Below are 26,516 nucleotides of genomic sequence, written 5' to 3'. Positions count from 1 at the left end.
CTCAGGGCGGTGGGGCCCCCTGCGCCGCGAGGGCCGGGGGAGGGTGGTCCGCGGCCAGGATATGCAGGCGTGGTCAGCGGCCCCTGGGGGCGTACATGATCACGGCCATTCCGGCCAGGCAGATCAGGGCCCCGGTCACGTCCCAGCGGTCGGGGCGGTAGCCGTCCGCGACCGCGCCCCACGCCAGCGAGCCGGCGACGAAGACGCCGCCGTACGCGGCGAGGATCCGGCCGAAGGCGGCGTCCGGCTGGAGGGTGGCGACCCAGCCGTACACCCCGAGCGCGATCACTCCGGCACCGATCCACACCCAGCCCTTGTGCTCGCGGACGCCCTGCCAGACCAGCCAGGCGCCGCCGATCTCGAAGAGGCCGGCGAGGACGAAGAGGGCGGCGGACCGGGCGAACAGCATGGGGGAAGCCTACGGAACCGGGGCCCGGAGCCGGCTGGGGCGGCCGGCGGCGCGCGTGGGGGTGGCTGTCAGTGGGGTGTGAGAGCTTCGGGGCATGCTGATCGAACGGGCTTACGTGGACGTTCCGCAGGGGGAGGGGACGGCCGGGAGCGGCTGGCCCTGGACGGTGCCGTGTGTGCGCCAGCTCGCCGAGGAGGGGCTGACCTTCCCCGCCCCGGTGACCTTTCTGGTGGGGGAGAACGGTTCGGGCAAATCGACGCTGGCCGAGGCGCTGGCGGAAGGCTTCGGGCTGGATTCGTACGGCGGCTCGGCGGGATACAAGTACGCGAGTTCGCGGGAGGCCTCGCTGCTCGGCGGTCTGATGCGGTTCGATCCGACGCGGGAGGGGCGGCAGATGGTGCGCGGGCCGAGGGTCCGCCGGCGGGGGTTCTTCCTGCGGGCCGAGACGGCGCTGGAGGCGTTGAACGGGGAGCGGAGGTCGAATCGGCTGTCCCGGTCCCCGGACGAGCTCAGTCACGGGGAGGGCTTTCTGCTGGCCTTCCGGGAGCGGTTCCTGCAGCGGGGCCTGTATGTGCTGGACGAGCCGGAGGCGGCACTGTCCTTCTCCTCCTGCCTGGAACTGGTCGGGCTGATGGACGAGTTGGGGCGCAGCGGGGCACAGATCGTCTGCGCCACCCACTCGCCGCTGCTGACGGCGCTGCCCGGTGCGGCGATCGTGGAGGTCGGCGAGCACGGGATGCGGCGCGTGGAGTGGGCGGAGCTGGGGCTCGTCGACCACTGGCGGCGCTATCTCAACGACCCCCGGGCGTATCTGCGGCATGTGCTGGCGCGGTGAGGGCGGCGGTCCGGGTGGTGCCTATGGAGCCGCCGTCCTCGGGCGCGGCGCCGGTCCACTGCAGGAGGGCGGAGCGTAGGGCCGTGGCGCGCTCGGCCGGGGCCGTGGCATCGGTGGCCCAGGCGATATAGCCGTCGGGGCGGACGAGGAGCGCCGTACGGCGGTCGCTTCGCCAGGAGGCGGTCACCACACGGTCGGCGGCGGGCCGCAGGCCGCCGGCCTCGTCGGCGGGGGTGATCAGGACGAACTTGCCCTGGCGGAGGAGTGCGTAGAGGCGGCTGCCGTCGGCCAGGTGGAGGTCGGGGGCGCGCCGGCCGGCGAGGGGGTGGGCGCCGGGCCCGGCCGCGTAGGCGATGCCGATGCCGGAGACGGTGCGCATCGCGCGGCGGGCCAGCGGCCCCAGGTGGTTGAAGAGCCGGGCGCCGAGCGTGCGGACGACGCGCCAGGGGGCGGTGTGCAGCAGGGCGACCCGGATGAGCGCGCCGCTGCTGCGCAGGACCTGCTTGCCCACCGGGTGGCGCTCGGCCTGATAGCTGTCCAGCAGGCTTTCGGGGGAGTGGCCCCGGAGCACCGCGGCGAGTTTCCAGCTGAGGTTGGCGGCGTCCTGGAGGCCGGTGTTCATGCCCTGGCCGCCGGCGGGGGAGTGCACATGCGCGGCGTCGCCGGCGAGGAAGACGCGGCCCACGCGGTACTCGGGGGCCTGGCGCTCGTCGCTGTGGAAGCGGGAGACCCAGCGGGCGTCGTACATGCCGTAGTCCCTGCCGAGGGCGAGCCGGGCGCACTCGCGGACCTCGGCGAGGTCGGCGGGCGCGTCGTCGTCGGCCTGGCGGTGGCGGTTCCAGCCGATGGCGCGGTACCAGCCGTCGCCGAACGAGCCGATCAGGGCGAAGGCGTCGTCGTTGGCGTCGACGGTGAAGGGGGACTCGGGCTCCTGGGCCAGCCGGACATCGGCGAGGACCAGGGAGCGGATCACGGACTTGCCGGGGAACGGCAGGCCGATGGCCTCACGGATGGTGCTGTGTACGCCGTCGGTGCCGACGGCGTACACGGCACGGAGGCTGCCCAGGCCCTCGGCGGTGCGGAAGCGCACCGTCACGCCGTCGGCGTCCTGGTCCAGGCCGAGCACCTCGGAGTCGTAGCGGAAGGCGACCCCGGCCCGGCGGGCCCGCCGCTCCAGCAGCCGCTCGACCTCGAACTGCGGAGTGATCAGCACGAACGGGAAGCGGGAGCGGAGCCGGGTCGCGTCGAAGGCGGCGTCCCCGAAGAGGCGGAGGGCGGAGAGCCGGTGGCCGCCGGCGACCAGCTCGTCGGCGAGGCCGCGGGCGTCCAGCTGCTCCAGGGTGCGGGCGTGGACGGCCAGGGCGCGGGTGAGGTTGCTGATCGTGGCGGGGCGGCGCTCCAGGAGCGTGACGCCGAGCCCGGCCTCGGCGAGGTCCCCGGCGAGCAGCAGGCCGGTGGGGCCGGCGCCGACGACGATGACGTCCGTTTCGCGGGCCGCGGGCGCCTCGCCCTCCTCGGGGCCGCCGTGGCCGGTCCGGTGCTTCGTGGCATCCATGCTGTCCGCCTCCTGCGCCTAGTCGTGCCGTGTGTTGCCTGTTCCGTGCGGGGCCTGGGCCGGGCTCTGTCTGGGTCTGCAGCAGTGCCCTTGCTCGTGCCTGTGCTTGTTCCTGCGCCTGCGCCTGGGCCGGTGTCGGTGCTCGTGTCAACGCATGTGGGTCAACGCTTGTTGGCAAGCGTAAGGCGCGCGGCTCTGGTGTGTCAACGATTGTTGGCCTACAGTTGTTGACATGGCCGAACATGCTCCCTCCGCCGCCGATGCCGCGCCTGCCGTGACCGCCGTTCCCGCCGCGTCCGACGCGTCCGACGTGCCGTCCGGGAGCGCCACCGACGCCGCGCCCCGCGGCCCCGCGGATCCCGCGCGCCCCCGCCGCTCCGCCGCGACCCGCGCCGCGATCCTGGCCGCGGCCCGGGACCGCTTCGCCGCGGACGGCTACGAGCGCGCCACCATCCGCGCCATCGCCAGGGACGCGGACATCGATCCGTCGATGGTGATGCGCTACTACGGCAACAAGGCCGGCCTCTTCGCGGCCGCCTCCGAGATCGAGGTGCACGCCCCGGACCTCAGCCACGTACCGCGCGAGGAGGCCGGTGCCCGGCTCGTACGCCACTTCCTGGAGCGCTGGGAGTGCGACGAGACGCTGACCGGCATGATGCGCGTCGGCGTCACCAACGAGGCGGGCGCGCAGCGGATGCGCGGTGTGTTCGCTGAGCAGATCAAGCCGGTCCTGGCGGCGGTCTGTCCGGTGCCCGAGGAGGCGCCGACGCGGGCCGCGCTGATCGCCTCCCAGATACTCGGCATGGCGCTGTGCCGCTATGTGCTGCACATTCCGCCGGCCGTGGACCTCGGCCACGACGAACTCGTCGCCTGGCTGGCCCCCACCGTCCAGCGCTATCTGACGGCGGAACAGCCCTGACGGCGGGACTGCTCGGAGGGGGCGGCCCTCAGGGCTGCCGGCGCCGGCGTGGGCGCCGGCTCGGCCGCGGTCAGCGTGCGTAGGCGGTCGGCGGGACCCCGACCGTGGCGGTGACCTCGCGGATCAGATGCGCCTGATCGCTGTAGCCCAGCTCGGCGGCGAGCGCGGCCCAGTCGACCTCCGCGTCGGACGCGGCGCGCTCCAGGGCCTCGTGCACCCGGTAGCGCAGCAGCACCCACTTGGGGCTGACCCCGACGTACCCGGCGAACAGCCGCTGCAGGGCCCGTACGGTCAGGCCCTCGGACGCCGCGAAGTCCGCGACCCGGCGGATCGTGCGGTCCGTGCGGATCCGGTCGGCCAGCGCCATGGCGAGGCCGGCCTGGGCCAGGGTGTGGGGCTCGGCCCGCAGGCGAGGGATCAGGAAGGCGTCGAGCGCGGCCACCCGGGCGTCCTCGTCCTCGGGCTCCAGTACGGCGGCCGCGGCGTCCGGGGGCTCCGCTACGGCACCCGCTGCCTCGCCGGCCCCGAACACCGCCGCCAGCGGCAGCCGGCGGTCCGTCCAGTCCGTGGCGGGCCGCTCCGGGGTGAACGGCCGGAACCCGCCCGGCCGGAACTGCACCCCGCACACCCGCCCGCGCCCCGTCAGCTTCTGGGCGAACAGCTCCCGCCCGGCGCCCGTGACCTCGCCGAAGCCGGGGCGGTCGGCGTACCGCTGGAAGACGAGGTTCACGCACGGGTGGGGAACGACATGCGTGGCGTACGGCTCGGAGAGGTCCCAGTCGATCAGCCAGTAGTGCTCGACGTAGGGGCGCAGCGGTACGGCGGGGGTACGGCGTCGGAACTGCACCCGCGTGAAGAGTCCGGGGGCATCGACGATGCCCCGGGTGTCGCGCCGTGGAGCGGCCATGCCGGAATTTTAGGGGCGCAGGGCGTGCCGGGCCTGTCGCGTTTTTTCAAGCCACCCCCGGCACCGGTCCGTAGCGTCGTCGCCATGACCGACAGACGAGACAATACGGATGAAAACCTCCCAGGTGCGCCGGCCCGCGCGGGCGGGCCGGACGCTGCCGCCGCAGCCCCGGATCCCGCCGGTCCGGCCCCCGCGCCACCGATCAGCGCGTTGCTCGACGCCGCGGCCGCCGCGGCGCTCCCCGTACTGCGCGGGGTGCGCGACGACCAGCTGGGGCTGCCGACGCCGTGCGCGGAGTACGACGTACGGGCGCTGCTCAACCACCTCTTCCATGTGGTCGTCGCCTTCCAGGAGCTGGCCGCCAAGAAGGACGTCGACTTCAGCACCACCCCCGACCGGCTCGGGGCGTACGGGGCGCGGTGGCCGGACCGGTTCGCGGAGGAGACCACGCGGCTGGTCGAGGCGTGGGCGGCGCCGGGCGCGGAGGAGGGCCTGACCGGCGGGATGAACCTGCCGGCCCGGACCGTCGGCGCGATGGTGCTGCTGGATCTGACGGTGCACGCCTGGGACGTGGCGCGGGCGACCGGCCTGCCGTACGCGCCGGCTGCCGGCTGTGTGGCCGAGCTGCGGGCGCTGGTCGCCCAGATGGCCCCGACCGCCCGGAAGATGAACGTCTTCGCCGACCCGTTCCCCCTCCCGCCCGGCGCCTGCGCCCTCGACGCGCTGCTGGCGGAGACCGGCCGCGACCCGCACTGGACGGGCTCCTGACGGGCCGTCGGCCGCCCGCTCCGACAGATGGCCTGATGCCGCCCGCGCCGCGCCGCCATCGCCCCTAGGCTCGGTCACGGTCACGGTCTCGATCGCCACGGGCACACGGCGCACGAGACCGGCCTACGGCACACGAGACCGGCCTACAGCGCACGAGACCGGTGCAGGAGACCGGCCCCGGCCCCCAGGACCGGCGCACGGCACACGACGGGAAGGCGGCCCGCGGATGGACGAGCGTCGGATGCCCCGCGACCGTCGGACGCCCCGCGACCGGCTCCCGGAAGCACTGATCGATTTCTACGGGCTGGCGCCACTGCCCCGTGAGGGCGGGCGGTTCCGGCGTACCTGGGCGGGCCCGATGCGCCCCGACGGACGGCCCGAGGGCTCGGCGATCGTGATGCTGCTGACCGCCGAGCCGGGCGACTTCTCCGCCCTGCACCGGCTGCCCACCGACGAGATCTGGCACTACTACCGCGGCGATCCGCTCACCCTGCTCCTCCTCTCGGAAGAGGCCGGCTCCCCGGACGCCGACTCCCCGGACGCCGGCTCCCCGGACGCCGACACCCCGGGCGCCCACGCCTCAGCCGCCGGCACCCCCGCGACCACCCCTGCCCCTGCCGACACCCCCACCCCCGCCCGTACCGTCCTCCTCGGCCCCGACATCCTCGCCGGCCAGCACGTCCAGTTCACGGTGCCGGCCGGTACGTGGATGGCCGCGGAGGTCGCCGAGGGCGGCTCCTGGACGCTGTTCGGCTGCACGATGGCGCCCGGTTTCACCTTCGCGGACTACGAGCACGGGGACGCCGCCGAACTGGCCGCGCGCTTTCCCCAGGAGGCAGCGCGGATCGCCGCGCTGAGCCGCCCATGACCGAGAACGGGCCCGGCCCCACCCGCCGCTCCGCGCTCCCCGACCTCAGCGGACAGGTCGCCCTCGTCACCGGCGCCGCCGGCGGCCTCGGCCGGGGCATCGCCCTGCGGTTCGCCGCCGCGGGAGCCGCGGTCGTGGCGCACTACCGCACGGGCGCGGGGGCGGCGCGGGACCTGGTCGAGCGGATCGAGGCGGACGGCGGGAGCGCGCTGGCGCTGGCCGCCGATCTGGCCGTCGAGGAGGAGTGCCACCGGCTGGTGGCCGAGGCGGCCGGCTGGCGCGGGCGGCTGACCGCGCTGGTGAACAACGCGGGGGTGCAGCCGACGCAGGAGCTGGCGGGGATGTCGCTCGCCGACTGGCGGGCGGTGGCGGACGTGAACGTGCACAGCGTCTTCGCCTGCACCCAGGCCGCGGCGGCCGTGATGCGGGCGGGCTCGGGAGGGTCGGTGACGCATATCGCCTCGATCGAGGCGGACCGGCCCGCGCCGCAGCACGCCCACTACTGCGCGTCGAAGGCGGCGGTGGTGATGCATGCGCGCGCGGCGGCGCTGGAGTACGGGGCGGACGGCATCCGCGTCAACAGCGTCTCGCCGGGCCTGATCGACCGTCCCGGCCTGGCCGGGGACTGGCCGGAGGGGGTGCGCCGCTGGCAAGCGGCGGCGCCCGCGGGGCGGTTGGGCAGGCCCGAGGACGTGGGCGATGCCTGTGTCTTCCTCGCCTCGCCGATGGCGTCCTGGATCACCGGGCACGAGCTGGTGGTGGACGGCGGTGTCTCGGCCCGGCCCACGTGGTGACCCGGGGAGTCCGTGCCGCCGGGGCGCGGCCGTACACCGCGCCCCGGGGCCCCGCTGAACCGTTACGGCCAGACCAGGCAGTACGCCTGGTGCCCTGCCTCGTGCAGCCGGTGGCTGAAGTCCTGCCACTCGTGCAGCAGCTGGTAGACGGTGAAGGCGTCGCGCGGACCGCCGCGGTCGGGGACGGTGGACCAGATGAAGGCGGCCGCGCCGACCGACTCCTCACCGACGCCGCGCAGCGGGTCGACCACGGTCATCGGGAGCTTGACGACGGCGTAGTCGGGGTGGAGGACGACAAGTTCGAGCGGCGGAACCTTATGGAGCGGTATGCCCTCTATACCGGTGAGGACCATGGCGGCCATCGTCTCCGGCTTGATCTTGCTGAACATGCCGCCCATGCCGAGCTCGTCACCGCCGAGCTCCTCGGGACGCATGGAGACCGGGACCCGGGCCGCGGTCGCGCCGTTCGGCGCGCCGAAGTACCTGTACGTCACCCCCATGCGGCCGCCTCTGATTTCCCCGCCCGTGCTCTCGTGGCCCGTGGTTTCCTCGCGCGTGGTCCGGTCACCCGTGGATTCCTCGCGCCGGTGACGGCCGCGCTGGGCGCGCTCGGGACCCCGGTCATTGGTTCCCTCGCCCAGTTCGCCACCGCGATGCATATCTCCACCCGACCACTCGCAGCCCCAGCCGCGCAACCCGATCATCGTCTCAGAGACCTCCCCCGTCACCGGCGCGTGAAACGCCCGGCCGCACGCCCCCGTGCGCCTCTGAGACCATTGCTTGCGTGACTTACTCGTACGTCGGCCCAGTTTCGCAGACGAGTGGGGGCTGACGCCCGGTCGAAAGCGAGAGGAATCAAAAAAGGAGCGAGAGTGAACCGTGCGGCGCCCGCAGGCGTATCGCGCGGGAGATTCCCGCACCCGTCGTCAGCCGGGCCGTGTCCGTACGCCGCCCGCCCGCCGTTTATGCAGGTCAGGATCCCAGTGTCTTTTCCCTATGAAGCCCCTGTTTCGCAGTCGCTGTTCGACCGTGCGTCCGCCGTGACGCCGGGCGGCGTCAATTCTCCGGTGCGGGCCTTCCGGGCCGTGGGCGGTACGCCCCGGTTCATGGTGTCCGGCACCGGTCCGTACCTCACCGACGCCGACGGCCGCGAGTACGTCGACCTCGTGTGCTCCTGGGGGCCGATGATCCTCGGGCACTCGCACCCCGAGGTGATCGCCGCCGTCCAGGAGGCGGTCGCCCACGGCACGTCCTTCGGCACGCCCGGCGCGGGCGAGGTCGAGCTGGCCGAGGAGATCGTGGCCCGGATCGAGCCGGTCGAGCAGGTGCGGCTGGTCTCCAGCGGCACCGAGGCGACGATGTCGGCGATCCGGCTGGCGCGCGGGTTCACCGGCCGGCCGAAGGTGATCAAGTTCGCGGGCTGCTACCACGGCCACGTGGACGCGCTGCTGGCCGCGGCCGGTTCGGGCGTGGCGACCCTCGGGCTGCCCGACACGCCGGGCGTGACGGGCGCGCAGGCCGGCGACACGATCGTGCTGCCGTACAACGACATCGAGGCGGTGCGGGCCGCGTTCGCCGCGCACCCGGGCGAGATCGCCTGTGTGATCACGGAGGCGGCGCCGGGCAACATGGGCGTGGTGCCGCCGCTGCCGGGCTTCAACCAGGGCCTGAAGGACCTGTGCGCCGGCAACGGGGCGCTCTACATCTCCGACGAGGTGATGACCGGCTTCCGCGTCAGCAAGGCCGGTTGGTACGGCATTGATGGGGTACGTCCGGATCTGATGACGTTCGGCAAGGTCATGGGCGGCGGCTTCCCGGCCGCGGCCTTCGGCGGCCGCGCGGACGTCATGGCGCATCTGGCCCCGGCCGGCCCGGTCTACCAGGCGGGCACCCTGTCCGGGAACCCGATCGCCACCGCCGCGGGCGTCGCGCAGCTGCGGCTGCTGGACGACGCCGCGTACGAGAAGGTCGACGCGGTCTCGGCGGAGGTGCGGGGCCTGGTCGCCGCCGCGCTGGAGAAGGAGGGCGTGGCGCACCGGGTCCAGGCCGCCGGGAACATGTTCACGGTCTTCTTCACGGACGCCGAGGTGACCGACTACGACGGCGCCAAGGCGCAGGAGTCCTTCCGCTTCACCGCCTTCTTCCACTCGATGCTGTCGCAGGGCGTCTACCTCCCGCCGTCCGCCTTCGAGTCGTGGTTCCTGTCGACCGCGCACGACGCCGCGGCCGTCGAGCGCATCGCCGCCGCCCTGCCGGCCGCCGCACGCGCCGCCGCCGCGGCGACGGCCTGAGCACCGGCGCACGGACCGGCGACCGCCTGCCGACGACTGAATGAATGGGTGACATGAGCAGCGAAGACATCACCGTGGTGCATCTGATGCGGCACGGCGAGGTGCACAACCCCGACGGCGTGCTCTACGGCCGCCGGCCCGGCTACCACCTCTCCGACCTGGGGCGGAAGATGGCCGACCAGGTGGCGGAGCACCTCGCGGGGCGGGACATCACGCATGTCGTCGCCTCGCCGCTGGAGCGTGCGCAGGAGACCGCGACGCCGATCGCCGGTGCGCACGGCCTGGAGCTGGCCACCGACGAGCGGCTGATCGAGGCGGGCAACGTCTTCGAGGGGAAGACCTTCGGGGTCGGTGACGGCGCGCTGAAGAAGCCGGGGAACTGGAAGTACCTGACGAATCCGTTCCGGCCCTCCTGGGGCGAGCCGTACCTCGAACAGGTCGTACGGATGATGGCGGCGCTCGGCGCGGCGCGGGACGCGGCGCGCGGGCACGAGGCCGTGGCGGTCAGCCATCAGCTGCCGATCTGGATCGTGCGCAGCTTCGCGGAGCGCCGCCGGCTGTGGCACGACCCGCGGAAGCGGCAGTGCACGCTGGCCTCGCTGACGTCCTTCACCTTCCACGGCGACAAGATCGTTTCGGTGGGGTACAGCGAGCCCGCCCGCGACCTGGTTCCCTCCCATCTCCTGGCGGGCGCCAAACCCGTCAAGGGAAAGGCCAAGGCTTTCGGGGCCTGACGGCGTGTCACGTGGCGGAACGTCAATTCCGCCCGAGATGACACCGTCAGGCGAACCGCCCGGTGCCCCCACGTTCGACATGCCCTCCTCTCCAATGTCCGTTTATATGGATATTGAGTTCGGCGAGCACGGATGGGGTCGAGGGTATGCGCGCGATCAGTCGGCGAGACCTGCTGGGCATGGGAGTCGGTGCCGCCGCGGCACTGGGCGTCGCCGGCTGCTCGTCGTCGGACCCGCGCGCCGCGGTGGACGAACAGCGCGTCCGGAGTTCGGTACAGGCCCGCCCCAAGCTCATCGGTGACGGTTCGACAGCGAATTACGGCGCGCAGCCCGAACAGCCGAAAGAACCCGAACGGCTGGAGCCCGGACAGACCCCTCCGCAGTTCGTGGTCTTCTCCTGGGACGGGGCCGGAGAGGTCGGAAACGGCCTCTTCCCCCGTTTCCTGAAGCTCGCCAAGGACCACGGCGCCGCGATGACCTTCTTCCTGTCCGGGCTCTATCTCCTGCCCGAAGCCCGAAAGCACCTCTACGAACCGCCGAACAACCCCGCCGGCGCCTCCGCCATCGGCTACCTCAGTGACGAGCACATCAAGGAGACGCTGGCGAACGTCCGCGCGGCCTGGCTCGACGGCCACGAGATCGGCACCCACTTCAACGGGCACTTCTGCACCGGCCCGGGCACCGTCAAGCGCTGGACCCCCCGCCAGTGGCAGTCCGAGATCGACCAGGCCATGGACTTCGTCACCCAATGGCGCACGAACACCGGCTTCACGGACCTGGACCCGCTGCCCTTCGACTACCGACAGGAACTGGTCGGTGGCCGTACGCCATGCCTCCTCGGCCAGCGGAACCTGCTGCCCACCGCCAGGGAACTCGGCTGGCGCTACGACGCCAGCTCGCCCGGCGGCCTGCAGCGGTGGCCGAGGAAGAAGCTGGGCCTCTGGGACTACCCGCTCCAGCAGATTCCGTTCCCGGGCCACTCTTTCGAGGTGCTCTCGATGGACTACAACATCCTCGCCAACCAGTCCAAGCATTCGACGCACGCCCCGCCGGTGAACTATCCCGGGTGGCGGCAGCAGGCCGCCGACGCCTATATCTCCGGCTTCCGCCGCGCCTACGAGACCAACCGGGCGCCCTTCTTCATCGGCAACCACTTCGAGGAGTGGAACGGCGGCATCTATATGGATGCCGTGGAGGACGCGCTGAAACACATCGCCAACGAGCAGAACCGGGACGTCCACCTGGTGTCGTTCCGGCAGCTCACCGACTGGCTGGACGCACAGGACCCGGAGATGGTGCGCAGGCTCCAGGAGCTCCCCGTCGGCCGGCAGCCCGCAGCGGGCTGGAAGGCCTTTCTGTCGGTGGCCTGACACGCCGCGCCGCACGGGCCCCAGGGGGGCGCGGAAGATCCGGAAATGGCCCATGCGAAACTTTTCACATGAGTGCCTGCCGCGCCCCACGCCGCCTCACGAGCCGCCGTCGCCTCACCCTGCTCGCCGCAGGGGCGGCGGCCGCGTCGCTGACGCTCAGTGCCTGCGGCGACGGCGCCTCCGGCGGCTCGTCCCAGACCCGGTTCGTCCAGGGCAAGAACGGCGTCGCCACCGTCAAGAAGGACGAGCGGCAGCCGGTGCCCGAGCTCTCCGGCGAGACCATCAACGGCAAGAAGCTGGACATCGCCGACTACAAGGGCAAGGTCGTCGTCCTCAACGTCTGGGGATCATGGTGCGGCCCCTGCATCGCCGAGGCGCCGAACTTCGCCAAGGTCGCGAACGAGACCAAGGCCAAGGGCGTCCAGTTCGTCGGGATCAACACCCGCGACTCCGAGAAGTCGCAGGCCGCGGCCTTCGAGGAAGAGCACAAGGTGCCCTACCCGAGCCTCTTCGACCCGACCGGCCGGCTGATGCTGCGCTTCCCCAAGGGCAGCCTCAACCCGCAGTCCATCCCCTCCACCCTCGCCATCGACCGGCACGGCAGGATCGCCGCCCGCTCGATCGGCCCGCTCGCCGAGGACGAGCTGCGCAAGATGATCACCCCGCTGATCGCCGAGAAGTGATCACGTGATCGCGCTCGCCGCCGCCACCGAGAACCAGACCGTCCTCAACGGCACCCTCTTCGCCGCCGTTCCCCTCGCGCTCCTCGCCGGCCTCGTCTCCTTCTTCTCGCCCTGCGTCCTGCCCCTGGTGCCGGGCTACATGTCGTACGTCACCGGCGTCACCGGCACCGACCTCGGCGAGGCCCGGCGCGGCCGGATGCTGGCCGGCGCCTCCCTCTTCGTCCTCGGCTTCACCGCCGTCTTCGTCTCCGGCGGGGCGCTCTTCGGGTTCTTCGGCAGGGACCTGCAGGAGTACAAGGACGTCATCTCCCGGGTCCTCGGTGTGCTGATGATCCTGCTCGGGCTGGCGTTCGCCGGGGTCCTGAAGCGCTTCGGGCAGCGCGAACTGCGCTTCCACATGAAGCCCGCCATGGGACTGGCCGGCGCGCCGGTGCTCGGGGTGCTCTTCGGCGTCGGCTGGACGCCGTGCCTGGGCCCCACCTTCGCCGCCGTCAACGCCCTCGCCTACTACGACGCCAGCGCCGGCCGCGGCGCCCTGCTCACCGTGGCGTACTGCCTGGGCCTGGGCGTCCCGTTCATCGCCGTCGCCCTGGCCTTCCGCCGGGCGCTCGGCGCGTTCGGCTGGGTCAAGCGGCACTATCTGTGGGTGATGCGGATCGGCGGCGGGATGATGGTCGCCCTCGGCCTCCTCCTCGTCACCGGCATCTGGGACAGCCTGATGTCCGAGCTCCAGAGCTGGACGCAAAGCTCCACCGTTGGGATCTGATTGATGTCCACCAAGACCGACACCCCCCGCGACCCGGGCTCCGCCGACGCGGGCAGCGATCTCGGCGCGGCCGGATCCCAGCTCTCCACCGCGCCCACGGAAGACATCACCTTCCCCTCGCTCGGCCCCCTCGGCTGGGTGCGCTGGTTCTGGCGGCAGCTGACCTCGATGCGGGTGGCGCTGCTGCTGCTCTTCCTGCTGTCCATCGGCGCGATCCCCGGCTCGCTGATCCCGCAGACCAGCGTCGACCCCGTCAAGGTCGACCAGTTCAAGGCCGACCACTCCACCCTCGCGGGCATCTACGACAAGCTCGGGATGTTCCACGTCTACAGCTCGGTGTGGTTCTCCGCGATCTACCTGCTGCTGTTCATCTCCCTGATCGGCTGCATCGTGCCGCGCAGCTGGCAGTTCGTCGGACAGCTCCGCGGCCGCCCGCCGGCCGCCCCGCGCCGCCTGACCCGGCTGCCCGCGTACACCACCTGGCGCACCGCCGCGGCGCCCGAGGACGTCCTCGGCGCCGCCGGGCGGCTGCTGAAGAAGCGGCACTTCCGCGCCCACCGGGACGCCACCGCGGTCGCCGCCGAGAAGGGCTACCTCCGCGAGGTCGGCAACCTCGTCTTCCACGTCGCGCTGATCGTGATGCTGGTGGCGTTCGCCGTCGGCGGCCTGTGGAAGGCCGAGGGCAACAAGCTCGTCACCGAGGGCGACGGCTTCGCCAACAGCCTCACGCAGTACGACGAGTTCAAGTCGGGACCGTTCTACGACACCGACGACATGGAGCCCTTCGGCTTCAAGCTCGACCGCTTCGACGCGACCTACGAGCGCACCGGACCCCAGCGCGGCACCCCGCGCACCTACCGCGCGCAGATCTCCTACTTCCTGGGCGCGGACGGCAAGCAGCACCGCACCGCCATCGAGGTCAACAAGCCCCTCGACATCGCGGGCAACAAGGTCTACCTGCTCTCGCACGGCTACTCGCCCGTCGTCACCGTCAAGGACGGCCGCGGCAAGACCGTCTACCACGGCGCGACGGCCTTCCTGCCGGCCGACCCCAAGAACCTCACCTCGACCGGCGTGGTGAAGGTGCCCGGCGCGCAGACCGAGGACGGCAAGCGCAACCAGCTCGGCTTCCAGGCCATGTTCGTGCCGACCTTCGGCGGCCGCGGCACCGGCTCGATGTTCTCGCAGTTCCCGGCGCTGGACTTCCCCGTGCTGTCGGTGAACGCGTACCACGGCGATCTCGGCCTCGACTCCGGCCTGCCGCAGAGCGTCTACAAGCTCGACACCAAGCGCCTGAAGAAGTACCAGGACGACAAGGGCGACATCCTGAAGAAGATGCTGCTGCCCAAGGACCGCGTGGACCGGCACGCGGGCGCCAAGAACAAGGCCGCCGTCCGCGCCGCCGAAGCACAGACCACGATGAAGCTGCCGAACGGCGAGGGCTCCATCACCTTCGAGGGCGTCAAGAGCTGGGCCAGCTTCAAGGTCTCCCACCAGCCCGGCAACGGCCTGGCGCTGACCGGCGCCGTCGGCGCCCTGCTGGGCCTGGCCGCGTCGCTGTTCATCCAGCGCCGCCGGGTGTGGGTCCGTGCCGAGACGGGCGCCGACGGCGTCACCGTCGTCGAGATGGCCGCCCTCGGCCGCAGCGAGTCCGCCCGGCTGCCGGAGGAACTCGCCCAGCTCGCCGGGGAGCTGTGGCCCGACGCCCCGCCCGCCCCGGACCCCGCCCCCGACACCGAAGACCCCGCGGAGCCCACTGACTCTGACGGACCTGCTGACCCCTCCGAAGGAGCGCGCGCGTGAACATCGCTGCCGCAGCCAACGAGACACTGGCGCACAACAGCAACCTGCTGGTCTATTCCGCGATGGCGGTCTATACGCTCGCCTTCCTCGCGCACATGGCCGAGTGGGTGTTCGGCAGCCGCAGCAAGGTCGGCCGTACCGCCGCCGCCCTGACCGCACGGTCCACGGCGCCCGCGACGGTCCCCGTGCAGACCTCCTCCGCCGCCGGCGGCACGGCCGTCCTAGAGCGGCCCGCGGTCGTCACCAAGTCCGTCCCCGGCAGCCGCGACGTCCCCGACGGCCCCGGCGCCGCCGGCGACACCGAGAAGGGCGACCTCTACGGGCGGATCGCCATCTCGCTGACCGTCCTGGCCTGGGCGCTGCACGTCGGCGGCGTCCTCACCCGCGCCCTGTCCGTACAGCGTGCCCCCTGGGGCAACATGTACGAGTTCTCCACGACCTTCGCCGCCGTCGCCGTGGGCCTCTACCTGCTGCTGCTCGCGCTCAAGAAGAAGGTCCGCTGGATCGGGCTGCCCCTGGTCACCACCGTCCTGCTCGACCTCGGGCTGGCCGTCTCGGTGCTCTACACCGCCAGCGACCAGCTGGTGCCCGCACTGCACTCGTACTGGCTGTGGATCCACGTCAGCTGCGCGATCATCTCCGGCGCGGCGCTCTACCTCGGCGCCGTCTCCACCCTGCTCTTCCTCTTCCGCGACTCCTACGAGAGCAAGCTCGCCGACCCCGCGGGCAAGCAGCCCGGCGCCTTCGCCTCGTCCGTACTGGAGCGGCTGCCCTCCGCCGCCTCGCTCGACAAGTTCGCCTACCGCGTCAACGCCACCGTCTTCCCGCTGTGGACGTTCACCATCATCGCGGGCGCCATCTGGGCCGAGGCCGCATGGGGCCGCTACTGGGGCTGGGACCCCAAGGAGGTCTGGGCCTTCATCACCTGGGTCGCCTACGCCTGCTACCTGCACGCCCGCGCCACCGCCGGCTGGAAGGGCCGCAAGGCCGCCTACCTGGGCCTGATCGGCTTCGCCTGCTACCTCTTCAACTACTACGGCGTGAACATCTTCGTGACGGGCCTGCACTCCTACGCGGGAGTCTGATCCGCACACCCCCGGTGCCGTACGGGACGCCTCCACACGAGGCCGGCCCGTACGGCACCGTCGTTTCCCGGGGAGAGAAGGACATCCGGCCGGCTACCGCCGCCGGCGCCGGCCGTGCTCCTGCCGCGGCGGCCGCTGCCCGCCACCCGGCAGCGTCGGCTTCGGCAGATGGGCCACCTCCCACTGCGCCTCCACCAGCCGCTCGGCGGTGTCGTGCGGCAGCCGCGGCGGCCGGTGCGCCCGGTGCCGGAAGCCGAACGCCGACGTCAGGTCGCCGAACGCCGACCGCCGCCAGTCGCTGATGTTGGGCTCCGCCACGCCCGTCCAGCGCTCCAGGAACTGCAGCACCGAGGTGTGGTCGAACGGGTCGCCCGCCGCCCAGCCGCCCACCGTCCACGGCGAGATGATCAGGCACGGCACCCGGAAACCGCCGCCGATCGGCAGGCCCCGCACGAACTCGTCCTTCGTCCCCGCGGGCGGCACCGGCGGCGGCACATGATCGAAGAGCCCGTCGTTCTCGTCGTAGTTCAGGATGAAGACGGTCTTGGCCCACACCTTCGGGTTGGACGCGATCGCCTCGATCTTCTGCGCGACATAGTCGGCGCCGGCGGCCGGCAGGTAGTCCGGGTGCTCGGACTGGTGACTGGTGGGGATCAGCCACGACACCGCCGGCAGCCGGTCGGCCCGGGCATCGTCCTCGAACGTCCCGGCCGGCTGCGCCCGCATCCCGCGCTCGTACAGCGGCTCCCCGGGCTTGGCGTCCCGGAACGTCTGGAACTGCTCCAGGAGGTTGCAGCCGTAGTCGTCCTCCTCCTGGTAGACCTTCCAGCTGATGCCCGCCGCCTCCAGCCGCTCGGCATACGTCGTCCAGCGGTACGGCTTGGGCGCGGTGTTGTTCAGCACCGGACCGCCCCGGGTGCCGCCCGGGTCGAGGGTCCCGGTCATCCAGTACAGCCGGTTGGGCCAGGTCGGCCCGAACACCGAACAGAAGTAGTTGTCGCACAGCGTGAACGCCTCGGCGAGAGCGAACTGGAAGGGGATGTCCGCCCGCGTGTGATAGCCCATGACGTACGGCCCGTTGACCCCGTCGGCCTTGCGGTGCGCGGGCAGCCAGCGGTCCATCTTGCCGCCGTTCCACGCCTCGTGCTGCACCGACCAGGCATGGCTGGTGGAGGGGATGGCCTGGGCGCTGGTGGTGTGCGTGTTGAGGCGGAACGGCAGCAGATAGCCGTCCGGGTTCTCCGCGTCCGGCTGATGGAAGACCGACCGGCCGTCCGGCAGCGTCAGCGCGTCCGGGTCGGCGAAGCCGCGGACCCCGCGCAGGGTGCCGAAGTAGTGGTCGAACGACCGGTTCTCCTGCATCAGCATCACGACGTGCTCGACGTCGTGCAGCGAGCCGTGACGTGCCGGTCCGGCGGCGACGGCCTTCTGCACGCTGGGCGGCAGCAGCGACAGCGCGGCGGCGCCGCCGACCGCGCCGGCCGCCGAGCCGAGGAGTCTGCGTCGGGTCATGTCGGGCATATGTGCCACTCTCCCTGAGTCGCGTGAGCCCTCAGTGGGCCGACATGACTGTGGCGGCGGCCGAGTTTCCCGGGCAGGGGGAGGTTGCTGAACGATGCATCAATTGGCTGTGAACGGACGTCAGTTGGCCGATCACCCCTACGTCCCGTACGTCACACGAAGCAGTGCCCGGCGGACCGCGCGGGGCCGGGATTTACGCGTTTGAGCAGGTCCGTCAGGACACGCGGCCGAGCCCCGGAGTTCCCCCGGGTGCCGGGTAGGGGCGCTCCCGCGGCAGCAGCTCGGCGGCCGCCGCGAGGTCCCCGGCACCCACCCGCGCACGGACCTCGTGGGCCAGCGGCGTGACATCCGTGATCGACACCGTCCACTCGTCCGCGTACCGCCGCGACGCCTCCCCCGCCAGCCCCAGCTGCAACGACCGGTACGGCAGCGCCCGCAACATCAGATCCCGCTCCGGATCCCACTGCACCCGCGCCGGCGCCCCCTTCAACTCCCGCCGCCAGACACCACGGTCGGCATGCTCGTCCGGGTCATGGTGCGACAGACAGGCCTGCCCCAACGCCCAGTCGAACCCGTCCCGCCCGATCTCGATCGCCAGCACGGTCTCCTGATCCGTCTTCTGCCCCCACCCGCAGCGATACATCATCCACAGGAACGACGGCTTGACCCAGGTCATCCGCTCCCGCTTCCAGGCAGCCGGAAACCGCCCGTCCCGCGCGGCCGGCAGCCCCAGCGCGGGGGAGTAGGCCTGATAGACGGTCACGGTCGTATCGGTGTACCGGGCGCGAATACGGCGGAGGGGTTCGGCGGGGTGGACGGGAGTGGCTTCGGGGGCTTCGGGGGCGGTGCTCATGGGCGATCATCCTGGCGGAGGGCCAGGGCGCGGGCCACCGAATTGCGGGCCGGCGGACCGCGCTGAGCGCCCGTGCCGCCGGCAGCCGCTCACTCGCCCCCGATGTCCTCGTGCCACAGCTCAGGGCGGGCCCCGATGAAGTCCCGCATCAGCGCCGCGCACTCGGGGTCGTCCAGGAGGACGATGCGGACGCCGTTCTGGGCCAGCCAGTCGTGGCCGCCGTGGAAGGTGCGGGCCTCGCCGATGACGACGCGGGAGATGCCGAACTGGCGGACCAGGCCGCTGCAGTACCAGCAGGGGGAGAGGGTCGTGACCATCGTCGTGCCGTGGTAGCCGGGGCGGCGGCCGGCCGCGCGGAAGGCCGCGGTTTCGGCGTGCAGGGTCGGGTCGTCGTCCTGGACGCGGCGGTTGTGGCCGCGGCCGAGCAGGGAGCCGTCCGGGCCGTAGAGCGCCGCGCCGACGGGGATGCCGCCCTCGGCGAGACCGGTGCGGGCCTCGGCGAGCGCCGTGGCCAGCATGGCGCGGGCCTGCTCCTGGACATGGGCGGGGTGGCCGCTCGGGCCCCCGGCGCCGTCGGCGTGACCGTGCAGCCGGAACGCGTCGCGGCCCTGGTCCCAGTCCTGCGTACGGTCCATGCGCTCACCGTACGCCGGGCGGACGGGCCGGGGCCTGCCCGGCGCGGACGGGCGGGTGACGGGCCGGCGGCAGGCGGGTGGCGGGGCCGAGGCCGAGGCCGAGGCACGCGAGCTTGCCGCGATCCGGGCGGCGCGCCCTCACCCCGGGCGGCGCGCCCTAACCCCGGGCGGGCGGCGGGGTGTCCTCCGGGCCGCCGTCCTCGCCCCCGTGGCTCTTGCGCCGCAGCTCCTCCTCGCGCCGGCGCAGGTCGGCCTCCCAGTCCTTGAGCAGCGCCTCGTCCTTGGTGTTCTCGTTCTTGAGGGACGCGAGGAACTCGGGGTTGTCGTCCGGCGCGACGAACGTGGCGCGGTGGTTGCGGTGCCAGGCGGAGGGAGTGGAGCCGCCGCCTGCCGCCGGCTGCCGCTGCTTGCCGGCCACCAGCCAGGCGACCGGCCCGACCAGCACCTCGCCGAAGAGCAGGATGATGATCACCCAGATCACCTTGGGCAGCCCGCGCACCTGCGATTCGGGGGTGTTGAGGCAGTCGATGAACGCGTAGATCCACAGCGCCAGCACCAGGAGGAACGGCAGATACCTGAGCATTGCGGAACGAGCCCCCAGCACACGACGGCGGGCCCTCGCCGGGGCCCGGTGACCCGTCCAGGGTAGTGCGTACCCGATACTGGAAGGCATGGCTTACGACGATCTTCGCTCGTTCCTGCGTGCACTGGAGCGGGAAGGCGACCTCAAGCGCATCAAGGCCGAGGTCGACCCGTATCTGGAAGTCGGCGAGATCGTGGACCGGGTGCAGAAGTCCGGTGGCCCGGCGCTGCTCTTCGAGAACGTCAAGGGCTCGGCGATGCCGCTCGCCATGAACGTCTACGGCACCGACCGCCGCCTGCTGAAGGCGCTGGGCCTGAAGGCGTACGAGGACATCAGCGGCAAGATCGGCGGGCTGCTCAAGCCGGAACTGCCGCAGGGCTTCGTCGGCGTGCGCGAGGCGTTCGGGAAGCTCGCGGGGATGACGCACGTACCGCCCAAGAAGATCAAGGACGCGCCCGTCCAGGAGGTCGTGCTCCGGGGCGACGACGTCGATCTCGACCTGCTCCCGGCGCTGTTCACCTGGCCCGAGGACGGCGGCTCCTTCTTCAACCTGGGCCTCACGCACACCAAGCACCCCGAGACCGGCGTGCGCAACCTGGGCCTCTACCGCCTGCAGCGCCACGACAAGCGCACCATCGGCATGCACTGGCAGATCCACAAGGACAGCCGCAACCACTACCAGGTCGCCGCCAAGCGCGGGGAGAAGCTGCCGGTCGCCATCGCCTTCGGCTGCCCGCCGGCCGTCACCTACGCCTCCACCGCACCGCTGCCCGGGGACATCGACGAGTACCTCTTCGCGGGCTTCCTCCAGGGCAAGCGGATCGAGATGGTCGACTGCAAGACCGTGCCGCTGCAGGTGCCGGCGCACGCCGAGGTCGTCATCGAGGGCTGGCTGGAGCCGGGCGAGATGCTGCCCGAGGGGCCGTTCGGCGACCACACCGGCTTCTACACGCCGCAGGAGCCGTTCCCGGCGCTGACCATCGACTGTGTGACGATGCGCAAGCGGCCGCTGCTCCAGTCGATCGTCGTGGGCCGCCCGCCGACGGAGGACGGGCCGCTGGGCCGCGCGACGGAGCGGTTCTTCCTGCCGCTCCTCAAGATCATCGTCCCGGACATCGTCGACTACCACCTGCCGGAGTCCGGCGGCTTCCACAACTGCGCGATCGTCTCGATCGACAAGAAGTACCCCAAGCACGCGCAGAAGGTCATGCACGCCATCTGGGGCGCGCACATGATGTCGCTGACCAAACTGATCGTGGTCGTGGACGCGGACTGCGATGTGCACAACCTCCACGAGGTCTCCTGGCGGGCCCTCGGCAACACCGACTACGCCCGCGACCTCACCGTCGTCGAAGGCCCCGTCGACCACCTCGACCACGCCTCCTACCAGCAGTTCTGGGGCGGCAAGGCCGGCATCGACGCGACGGAGAAGTGGCCCGAGGAGGGCTACACCCGCGACGGCGGCTGGCCCCACATGGTCGAGTCCGACCCGCGGACGGCGGCGATGGTCGACCGTCGCTGGAAGGAGTACGGCCTCTCATGAGCAGCGCATCCGCGGCGGTCCCGCAGCCGGGCCGCACCAAGGCCTTCCTGCGCCTGGTGATGATCGAGCACTCGGTCTTCGCGCTGCCCTTCGCCTACATCGCCTCCCTGACCGCGATGTACGAGTGGGACCGGCACGTCCACTGGGCCCGGCTCCTCCTCGTCACCATCGCCATGGTCGGCCTGCGCACGTTCGCCATGGCCGCGAACCGGATCATCGACCGCGAGATCGACGCCCGTAACCCGCGCACCGCGCACCGGGAACTGGTCACCGGCGCGGTGTCGGTGAAGTCGGCCTGGACGGGCGCGGTGATCGCGCTCGTCGTCTTCCTGGGCGCGGCGGCGCTGCTGAACTCCCTGTGCCTGGCGCTGGCACCGCTCGCGGTGGTCCCGATGGTGGTCTATCCGTACGGCAAGCGGTTCACCAACTTCCCGCAGGCGATCCTCGGCCTCGCCCAGGCGATGGGCCCGATCGGCGCCTGGCTCGCGATCACCGGGTCCTGGTCGTGGGCGGCGGTGATCCTCGGCCTCGCGGTGGGGATCTGGATCGGCGGCTTCGACCTGATCTACGCCTGCCAGGACGTGGAGACGGACCGGGAGATCGGCGTGCTGTCGGTCCCGGCCCGCTTCGGCATCCCGGCCGCGATCTGGGGCGCGCGCGGCTGCCACCTCGTGACCACGGCGCTCTTCGCCTGGTACGCGCTGGCGACCGGCGCGGGCGTGTTCTTCTGGCTGGGACTGGTGATAGTCGCGGCGGCCTTCCTCTACGAGCACACGATCGTGAAGCCGCACGACCTGACCCGGCTGAACCGGGCCTTCTTCCAGGTCAACGGCTTCATCGGCATTGCGCTCTTCGTCTGCGCGCTGCTGGATCTGCTGGTGCGGGGGCTGACGGTCTGAGGGCCTGAGGGCCTGAGGGCTCTGGGCGGGATCAGGCGACAGGACCGACCCCGGCCCCGGACAGCTGGTTGCGGCGCGGGCGCTCCCGGAAGACGAAGGCCGCCACGACCCCGCCTATCAGGCCGAAGAGGTGGCCCTGCCAGCTGATGCCGTTGTCGGAGGGCAGGGCGCCCCAGAGGATGGAGCCGTAGAGGGCGCCGATGACCAGGCCGATGCCGATGTCGAGGGGGCTGCGTTCGGTGAAGCCGCGCACCAGGAGGTAGCCGAAGAGGCCGAAGACGACGCCGGAGGCGCCCGCGGTGTTGCTGTCGGGCGCGGCGGTGAACCACACGCCCAGCCCGCTGGCGAGGGTGATCAGCAGGGCGACCGCGAGCAGGCGGCCGATCCCGCTGCGCAGGGCGGCGACGAAGCCGAGCACCAGCAGCGGGAGGGTGTTCGCGGCGAGGTGGGCGAAGCCGAAGTGCAGGAAGGCGGCGGGCACCACGTCGAGCAGTTCGGCGGGTTCGCGCGGCTGGATGCCGAAGGTGTCCAGGGCGCCGCCGGTGGCGGTGTCCACGCCCTCCAGCAGCCAGAGCAGTGCGACCCAGCCCAGCATCAGGCAGAGCGCGGGCTTCGCGCGTGATCTCATCTCCGGCCGTCCCTTCTCGTCCCCCGGTGGGGCGGCCCTCGGCGGGGTCGCGCGAGGGGCGCACAGGTAAGAACGGCCGTGGTGGGGTCCGTGGTTCCGCCGGATAGGCTCGATGCGTGGAGCCGCCGCACAACGACACCAGCAAGCAGGGCCCCGGCCGACGCCGTCCGTGGGTCGTGGGGATCTCCGGCGCGTCCGGGACGCCGTATGCCGCGTCCGTGGTGCGCGGGCTGCTCGCCGCCGGGGAGGCGGTGGACCTGATCGTCAGCCGGGCGTCGCGGCTGACCCTGCTGGACGAGACCGGCATTGCGTTCCGGGACGCTCATTGGCGCGCCGACCTGCGGGAATGGCTGGCGCGCGGGGCCGATGGCAAGCCGTCGACGTTCCCGGTGACCGAGGCGGACCTGGCGGATGTGCGGTACTGGCCGGCCGGGGATCTGGCGGCCGGGCCCTCGTCGGGTTCGTATCCGGTGAAGGGGATGCTGATCGTGCCGGCGAGCACGGCGTGTGTGGCCGGGGTGGCGCTCGGGCTGTCGAAGGATCTGCTGCAGCGGGTGGCGAGCGTGACGCTCAAGGAGCGGCGGCCGCTGGTGGTCACGGTGCGCGAGACCCCGTTGAACGGTCCGACGCTGCAGCATCTGGTGACGCTGGACGGGGCGGGCGCCGTGGTGCTGCCCGCCTCGCCGGCGTTCTATGCGGGGGCGACGCACATCCAGGATCTGGTGGACTTCGTCGCCGGCCGGGTGCTCGATGCGGCGCAGGTGCCGCACGGGCTGTACCGGCGTTGGGAAGGGGAGTTGCGGGGCGGCTCCAAGGAAGCGGAGGAGGCCCCGGACGCTCGCTAGCGCTTCTTGGCCGCGGCGGCGCGGCCGAAGAGGCGGCGGGTCCGCGGTGCGGCGGCCCGGTGGGCACGTGAACGATTGGCCTGGTCCTGCAGCTCGCGCATGCGGGCGTAGGCCATCTCGATCGAGTACACGGTGACAGCTCCTGTGAGATCGTCTGTGATCGTCTGAAAGATTCACAGGGTCAAGGCCCTGTATGCCTTAGATTCTACATCCAGAACTCGGAAATGCGTAAAGATTGGAAGGCTTGAGGGCATGGACGCGGTGGATAGGCAGCTCATCCAGGCACTTCGCGAGAACGGGCGCGCCTCGTACGCGGAGCTCGGCCGGCTCGTCGGCCTCTCCGGGCCCAGCGTCACGGACCGGATCAACCGCCTCGAAGCGGCCGGCGTGATCACCGGCTACCGCGCGACGGTCGACGCCGCCTCGCTCGGCCTCGGCGTCACGGCGCTGGTGGGCATCTCGCTGTCGGACGCCACCGACCACGAGGACGTCGCGCAGCGGCTGCGCGACCTCGAGGAGATCGAGGACTGCTGGTTCATCGCCGGCGACGACTCGTACATGCTCAAGGTGCGGGTGGGTGACGTCGACGGGCTGGAGCGCACCATCCGGCGGCTGTCCGGCACCAAGGGCGTCTCCCGTACGCGCACCACGATCGTGCTCTCCACCAAGTGGGAGAACCGCGTCGGCGAACTGCCCGAAGAGGCCGAATAGGCCACCGGGCGCCGGCGGGACACACCGGGGCGGACGGGCGCGCCAGGGGGCTCCGTCCGCCTCTGATACGGGGGAGTACGCTCGGTGAAGCCCGTTTCCGGCTCCGAAGGAACGGCACCGAGTAGGCAGAGACTGGGAGGCGACCGGATGGCTGCGTCGATGGATGTGGGCCTCAAGCGTGAGCTGGAGGCGAAGGTCCACGCCGGGGAGCGGCTGACCCGCGAGGACGGTATCGCCCTCTACGAGTCCGACGACCTGGCCTGGCTGGGCGGGCTCGCCCACGAGGTGCGCACCCGCAAGAACGGCGACGTCGTCCACTTCAACGTCAACCGCCACCTCAACATGACGAACGTGTGCACCGCGTCGTGCGCCTACTGCTCCTTCCAGCGCAAGCCGGGCGAGAAGGACGCGTACACGATGCGCATCGAGGAGGCCGTCCGCCTCGCCAAGGCGATGGAGAACGACAACCTCACCGAGCTGCACATCGTCAACGGCCTGCACCCCAACCTGCCGTGGCGCTACTACCCGCGCTCGCTCAGCGAGCTGAAGAAGGCCCTGCCGAACGTCTCCCTCAAGGCCTTCACCGCCACCGAGATCCACCACTTCGAGACCATCTCGGGCCTGTCCGCCTCGGAGATCCTCGACGAGCTGATCGACGCCGGCCTGGAGTCGCTGACCGGCGGCGGCGCGGAGATCTTCGACTGGGAGGTCCGGCAGCACATCGTCGACCACCGCACCCACTGGGAGGACTGGTCGCGCATCCACCGCCTCGCGCACGAGAAGGGTCTCAAGACCCCCTCGACGATGCTCTACGGGCACATCGAGGAGCCCCGTCACCGCGTCGACCACGTGCTGCGGCTGCGTGAGCTCCAGGACGAGACCGGCGGCTTCCAGGTCTTCATCCCGCTGCGCTACCAGCACGACTTCGTCGACATGCAGGACGGCAAGGTCCGCAACAAGCTCCAGGCGCGGACGACGATGGCGACCGGCGCGGAGGCCCTGAAGACCTTCGCGGTCTCCCGCCTCCTCTTCGACAACGTCCCGCACGTCAAGTGCTTCTGGGTGATGCACGGCCTGCAGACCACCCAGCTCGCCCTGCAGCACGGTGCGGACGACATGGACGGCTCGGTCGTCGAGTACAAGATCACGCACGACGCGGACAACTACGGCACGCCGAACAAGCTGACCCGTGAGGACCTGCTCGACCTGATCCGCGACGCCGGCTTCCGCCCCGTCGAGCGCAACACCCGCTACGAGGCCATCCGCGAGTACCCGGGCCCCGACCCGGACCGCCGCGAGTCCCCGCAGCCGATGCGGGTCTGACCTGCGCGGAAGCGCTGCCGGCGGCGGGAGTTAGGGTCCGGGTCATGGACGTGCGTTTCGACCTGGACCCTTCCGTCACCCCCGGACTCCGTGACGGGATATGCGCGTTGTGGGCCGATGTCTCCAATGCCGGGGGCGCGGTCGGCTTCCTCCCGCCGGTGTCTCCCGCGCAGGTCCGTCCGGATCTGCTGACGCATCTGACGGCGATGGCCGAGGGCCGTACGCGCCTGGTGGTCGGCCGGGACGCGGACGGCCGGGTGCTGGCCACCGCGTTCCTCACCTTCAACGGCCACCGGCTGATGACGCACTGGGTGTGGGTCTACACGGTCATGGTCCACCCCTCCCTCCAGGGCCGGGGCACGGGTCGCCGGCTGATGGCCGCGGTCGCCGAGGCCGCCCGCACCTTCGAGGGCGTCTCCGCGCTCCGTCTCACCTGCCGCGGCGGCACGGGCGTCCACCGCTTCTACGAGTCCTGCGGCTACCAGGAGGTCGGCCGCGTCCCCGGCGCGATCAAGCTGGCCGACGACGACTTCCGCGACGACATCACCATGTGGCTGGAGCTGGGCTGACCGGAGGCGGAGGGCCGGCGGCCGCTCTCCCTCCCGCGTGCCGCTCCGCGGCAGGGGCCACGAAGATCGCCCGAAGCGCTGTGCTTGACTGGATGCAGACCCTTTAGGTTGCCGTTGAGGAGAAGGTCCCATCCGTGAGTAGCCACAACTTCGCCACGCTCCGCTACACCGCCCTTCGCATCGGCCTCTTCGTCGCCTCGTTCGCCGTGGTGTGGGCGCTGTCGTATGTGCACGTCATCCCGCTCGCCATCGGCGCCTCCAACACCGTGTGGATGCTGCTGCTCGCCATCGTGATCTCCGCGCCGCTCAGCTTCGTGCTGCTGCGCAAGCAGCGGGACGCGATGTCCGAGCAGATCGTCGCCAAGGTCGACCGGCAGCGCGAGCGTCTCGCGGCCAGCGCCGGCCAGGAGGACGGGGTCCAGTAAAGGCCTGGACCTTTATGTAAGACGCCTCACAGCAGCTTCGTCACGACGGGCGCCCGGCGCCATGGATTCCCCTCCATGGCCGGGCGCCCGTCGTGTTTCTGACGGACGGTCCGGTGTGCCGGACTCCGAGGAACCCAAAGATTTTCTTTGGGTTCCTCAAAGTTCAAGTGTTAATGTTCGTGTCATGAAGACAG

The 26,516-nt window shown here is 71.6% G+C and carries 29 protein-coding genes; 19 read left to right on the top strand and 10 right to left on the bottom strand.

What is annotated here, in order from left to right:
- Positions 1-73: 73 nt before the first annotated feature.
- Positions 74-409 carry a YnfA family protein gene (locus AB0411_RS31105; protein WP_152105011.1) on the bottom strand — a complete coding sequence of 112 codons (336 nt, stop codon included), beginning with the start codon at positions 407-409 and terminating at the stop codon, positions 74-76.
- Positions 410-503: 94 nt separating this feature from the next.
- Here AB0411_RS31105 and AB0411_RS31100 point away from each other — a divergent pair, with 94 nt between their 5' ends.
- Positions 504-1,244, top strand: coding sequence for an AAA family ATPase (locus tag AB0411_RS31100; RefSeq protein WP_366420603.1), 741 nt, complete (start codon positions 504-506; stop codon positions 1,242-1,244).
- Here the strand turns inward: AB0411_RS31100 and AB0411_RS31095 are convergent.
- The gene (locus AB0411_RS31095; RefSeq protein WP_366420602.1) at positions 1,201-2,799 is read right to left on the bottom strand and encodes an FAD-dependent monooxygenase; all 1,599 of its coding nucleotides are present in this window, start codon (positions 2,797-2,799) and stop codon (positions 1,201-1,203) included. The genes AB0411_RS31100 and AB0411_RS31095 overlap by 44 nt on opposite strands.
- 232 nt (positions 2,800-3,031) lie before the next feature.
- Here AB0411_RS31095 and AB0411_RS31090 point away from each other — a divergent pair, with 232 nt between their 5' ends.
- Entirely contained in the window at positions 3,032-3,718 is a 687-nt protein-coding gene (locus tag AB0411_RS31090) for a TetR family transcriptional regulator (protein ID WP_366420601.1), read from the top strand.
- Between the two features lie 70 nt (positions 3,719-3,788).
- Here the strand turns inward: AB0411_RS31090 and AB0411_RS31085 are convergent, their stop codons facing one another.
- The gene (locus AB0411_RS31085; protein WP_366420600.1) at positions 3,789-4,625 is read right to left on the bottom strand and encodes a helix-turn-helix domain-containing protein; all 837 of its coding nucleotides are present in this window, start codon (positions 4,623-4,625) and stop codon (positions 3,789-3,791) included.
- A gap of 84 nt (positions 4,626-4,709) precedes the next feature.
- Here AB0411_RS31085 and AB0411_RS31080 point away from each other — a divergent pair, with 84 nt between their 5' ends.
- The 3 genes from AB0411_RS31080 to AB0411_RS31070 all read left to right on the top strand — a co-directional run bounded on the left by AB0411_RS31080 (position 4,710) and on the right by AB0411_RS31070 (position 7,055).
- On the top strand, positions 4,710-5,393 hold the full coding sequence (locus AB0411_RS31080; protein ID WP_366420599.1) for a TIGR03086 family metal-binding protein: 684 nt from the start codon (positions 4,710-4,712) through the stop codon (positions 5,391-5,393).
- A gap of 226 nt (positions 5,394-5,619) precedes the next feature.
- Positions 5,620-6,261: a cupin domain-containing protein gene (locus AB0411_RS31075; protein ID WP_366420598.1), complete on the top strand. Its 642-nt coding sequence runs from the start codon at positions 5,620-5,622 to the stop codon at positions 6,259-6,261.
- Positions 6,258-7,055, top strand: a complete 798-nt coding sequence (locus AB0411_RS31070; protein ID WP_366420597.1) for an SDR family NAD(P)-dependent oxidoreductase — start codon at positions 6,258-6,260, stop codon at positions 7,053-7,055. Before AB0411_RS31075 ends, AB0411_RS31070 begins: the two co-directional genes overlap by 4 nt.
- A gap of 62 nt (positions 7,056-7,117) precedes the next feature.
- On the opposite strand, the gene AB0411_RS31065 is transcribed toward AB0411_RS31070, so the two are convergent.
- A complete protein-coding gene (locus AB0411_RS31065; protein WP_350256872.1) occupies positions 7,118-7,714 on the bottom strand; it encodes a hypothetical protein in 597 nt (198 codons plus the stop codon).
- A 324-nt stretch (positions 7,715-8,038) separates the two neighbouring features.
- Between AB0411_RS31065 and hemL the strand changes: the two genes are divergently transcribed.
- The 7 genes from hemL (at position 8,039) to ccsB (ending at position 15,787) form a co-directional block, all read left to right on the top strand.
- Positions 8,039-9,346 carry a glutamate-1-semialdehyde 2,1-aminomutase gene (gene hemL / locus AB0411_RS31060; RefSeq protein WP_366420596.1) on the top strand — a complete coding sequence of 436 codons (1,308 nt, stop codon included), beginning with the start codon at positions 8,039-8,041 and terminating at the stop codon, positions 9,344-9,346.
- Positions 9,347-9,399: 53 nt separating this feature from the next.
- Positions 9,400-10,080, top strand: coding sequence for a histidine phosphatase family protein (locus AB0411_RS31055; protein WP_366420595.1), 681 nt, complete (start codon positions 9,400-9,402; stop codon positions 10,078-10,080).
- Positions 10,081-10,226: 146 nt separating this feature from the next.
- Positions 10,227-11,450 carry a hypothetical protein gene (locus AB0411_RS31050; RefSeq protein WP_366420594.1) on the top strand — a complete coding sequence of 408 codons (1,224 nt, stop codon included), beginning with the start codon at positions 10,227-10,229 and terminating at the stop codon, positions 11,448-11,450.
- 68 nt (positions 11,451-11,518) lie between these two features.
- The gene (locus AB0411_RS31045; protein ID WP_366420593.1) at positions 11,519-12,133 is read left to right on the top strand and encodes a TlpA family protein disulfide reductase; all 615 of its coding nucleotides are present in this window, start codon (positions 11,519-11,521) and stop codon (positions 12,131-12,133) included.
- A 4-nt stretch (positions 12,134-12,137) separates the two neighbouring features.
- Complete coding sequence (locus tag AB0411_RS31040) at positions 12,138-12,899, top strand: cytochrome c biogenesis CcdA family protein (protein ID WP_366420592.1); 762 nt, start codon at positions 12,138-12,140, stop codon at positions 12,897-12,899.
- 3 nt (positions 12,900-12,902) lie between these two features.
- On the top strand, positions 12,903-14,702 hold the full coding sequence (gene resB / locus AB0411_RS31035) for a cytochrome c biogenesis protein ResB (protein ID WP_366420591.1): 1,800 nt from the start codon (positions 12,903-12,905) through the stop codon (positions 14,700-14,702).
- On the top strand, positions 14,699-15,787 hold the full coding sequence (gene ccsB / locus AB0411_RS31030) for a c-type cytochrome biogenesis protein CcsB (protein ID WP_152105008.1): 1,089 nt from the start codon (positions 14,699-14,701) through the stop codon (positions 15,785-15,787). The genes resB and ccsB overlap by 4 nt, the downstream gene beginning before the upstream one ends.
- Positions 15,788-15,880: 93 nt before the next feature.
- Here the strand turns inward: ccsB and AB0411_RS31025 are convergent, their stop codons facing one another.
- From AB0411_RS31025 to AB0411_RS31010, 4 genes are all read right to left on the bottom strand, one after another.
- Complete coding sequence (locus AB0411_RS31025; protein ID WP_366420590.1) at positions 15,881-17,308, bottom strand: alkaline phosphatase family protein; 1,428 nt, start codon at positions 17,306-17,308, stop codon at positions 15,881-15,883.
- A 214-nt stretch (positions 17,309-17,522) separates the two neighbouring features.
- Positions 17,523-18,161 (bottom strand): DUF4291 domain-containing protein, encoded by a 639-nt coding sequence (locus AB0411_RS31020; RefSeq protein ID WP_366420589.1) that lies wholly within the window; start codon positions 18,159-18,161, stop codon positions 17,523-17,525.
- An 89-nt stretch (positions 18,162-18,250) separates the two neighbouring features.
- On the bottom strand, positions 18,251-18,796 hold the full coding sequence (locus tag AB0411_RS31015; RefSeq protein WP_366420588.1) for a nucleoside deaminase: 546 nt from the start codon (positions 18,794-18,796) through the stop codon (positions 18,251-18,253).
- A 157-nt stretch (positions 18,797-18,953) separates the two neighbouring features.
- Positions 18,954-19,379 carry a PLD nuclease N-terminal domain-containing protein gene (locus AB0411_RS31010; protein WP_366420587.1) on the bottom strand — a complete coding sequence of 142 codons (426 nt, stop codon included), beginning with the start codon at positions 19,377-19,379 and terminating at the stop codon, positions 18,954-18,956.
- An 88-nt stretch (positions 19,380-19,467) separates the two neighbouring features.
- Between AB0411_RS31010 and AB0411_RS31005 the strand changes: the two genes are divergently transcribed.
- Positions 19,468-20,922: a menaquinone biosynthesis decarboxylase gene (locus tag AB0411_RS31005; protein ID WP_366420586.1), complete on the top strand. Its 1,455-nt coding sequence runs from the start codon at positions 19,468-19,470 to the stop codon at positions 20,920-20,922.
- On the top strand, positions 20,919-21,821 hold the full coding sequence (gene mqnP, locus AB0411_RS31000) for a menaquinone biosynthesis prenyltransferase MqnP (protein ID WP_366420585.1): 903 nt from the start codon (positions 20,919-20,921) through the stop codon (positions 21,819-21,821). The genes AB0411_RS31005 and mqnP overlap by 4 nt, the downstream gene beginning before the upstream one ends.
- Positions 21,822-21,852: 31 nt before the next feature.
- Here the strand turns inward: mqnP and AB0411_RS30995 are convergent, their stop codons facing one another.
- Positions 21,853-22,449: a rhomboid family intramembrane serine protease gene (locus tag AB0411_RS30995; RefSeq protein WP_366420584.1), complete on the bottom strand. Its 597-nt coding sequence runs from the start codon at positions 22,447-22,449 to the stop codon at positions 21,853-21,855.
- Positions 22,450-22,565: 116 nt separating this feature from the next.
- Here AB0411_RS30995 and AB0411_RS30990 point away from each other — a divergent pair, with 116 nt between their 5' ends.
- Positions 22,566-23,294, top strand: coding sequence for a UbiX family flavin prenyltransferase (locus AB0411_RS30990; protein WP_366420583.1), 729 nt, complete (start codon positions 22,566-22,568; stop codon positions 23,292-23,294).
- Here AB0411_RS30990 and AB0411_RS30985 read toward each other — a convergent pair.
- Positions 23,291-23,425: a hypothetical protein gene (locus tag AB0411_RS30985; protein ID WP_260639410.1), complete on the bottom strand. Its 135-nt coding sequence runs from the start codon at positions 23,423-23,425 to the stop codon at positions 23,291-23,293. The genes AB0411_RS30990 and AB0411_RS30985 overlap by 4 nt on opposite strands.
- Positions 23,426-23,546: 121 nt before the next feature.
- On the opposite strand from AB0411_RS30985, the gene AB0411_RS30980 reads away from it, so the two are divergent.
- The 4 genes from AB0411_RS30980 to AB0411_RS30965 all read left to right on the top strand — a co-directional run bounded on the left by AB0411_RS30980 (position 23,547) and on the right by AB0411_RS30965 (position 26,322).
- Complete coding sequence (locus AB0411_RS30980; protein ID WP_086716013.1) at positions 23,547-24,005, top strand: Lrp/AsnC family transcriptional regulator; 459 nt, start codon at positions 23,547-23,549, stop codon at positions 24,003-24,005.
- Between the two features lie 159 nt (positions 24,006-24,164).
- Complete coding sequence (mqnE, locus tag AB0411_RS30975; protein WP_366420630.1) at positions 24,165-25,328, top strand: aminofutalosine synthase MqnE; 1,164 nt, start codon at positions 24,165-24,167, stop codon at positions 25,326-25,328.
- 44 nt (positions 25,329-25,372) lie between these two features.
- Positions 25,373-25,897, top strand: a complete 525-nt coding sequence (locus tag AB0411_RS30970; RefSeq protein ID WP_366420582.1) for a GNAT family N-acetyltransferase — start codon at positions 25,373-25,375, stop codon at positions 25,895-25,897.
- 134 nt (positions 25,898-26,031) lie between these two features.
- A complete protein-coding gene (locus AB0411_RS30965) occupies positions 26,032-26,322 on the top strand; it encodes a DUF4229 domain-containing protein (protein ID WP_366420581.1) in 291 nt (96 codons plus the stop codon).
- Positions 26,323-26,516 lie beyond the last annotated feature (194 nt).

The organism is Streptomyces angustmyceticus (genome assembly GCF_040701845.1).
GTDB lineage: Bacteria > Actinomycetota > Actinomycetes > Streptomycetales > Streptomycetaceae > Streptomyces > Streptomyces angustmyceticus_A.
Note: the sequence above shows the minus strand (reverse complement) of the source record. Positions and strands in the feature narration are given on the sequence as shown.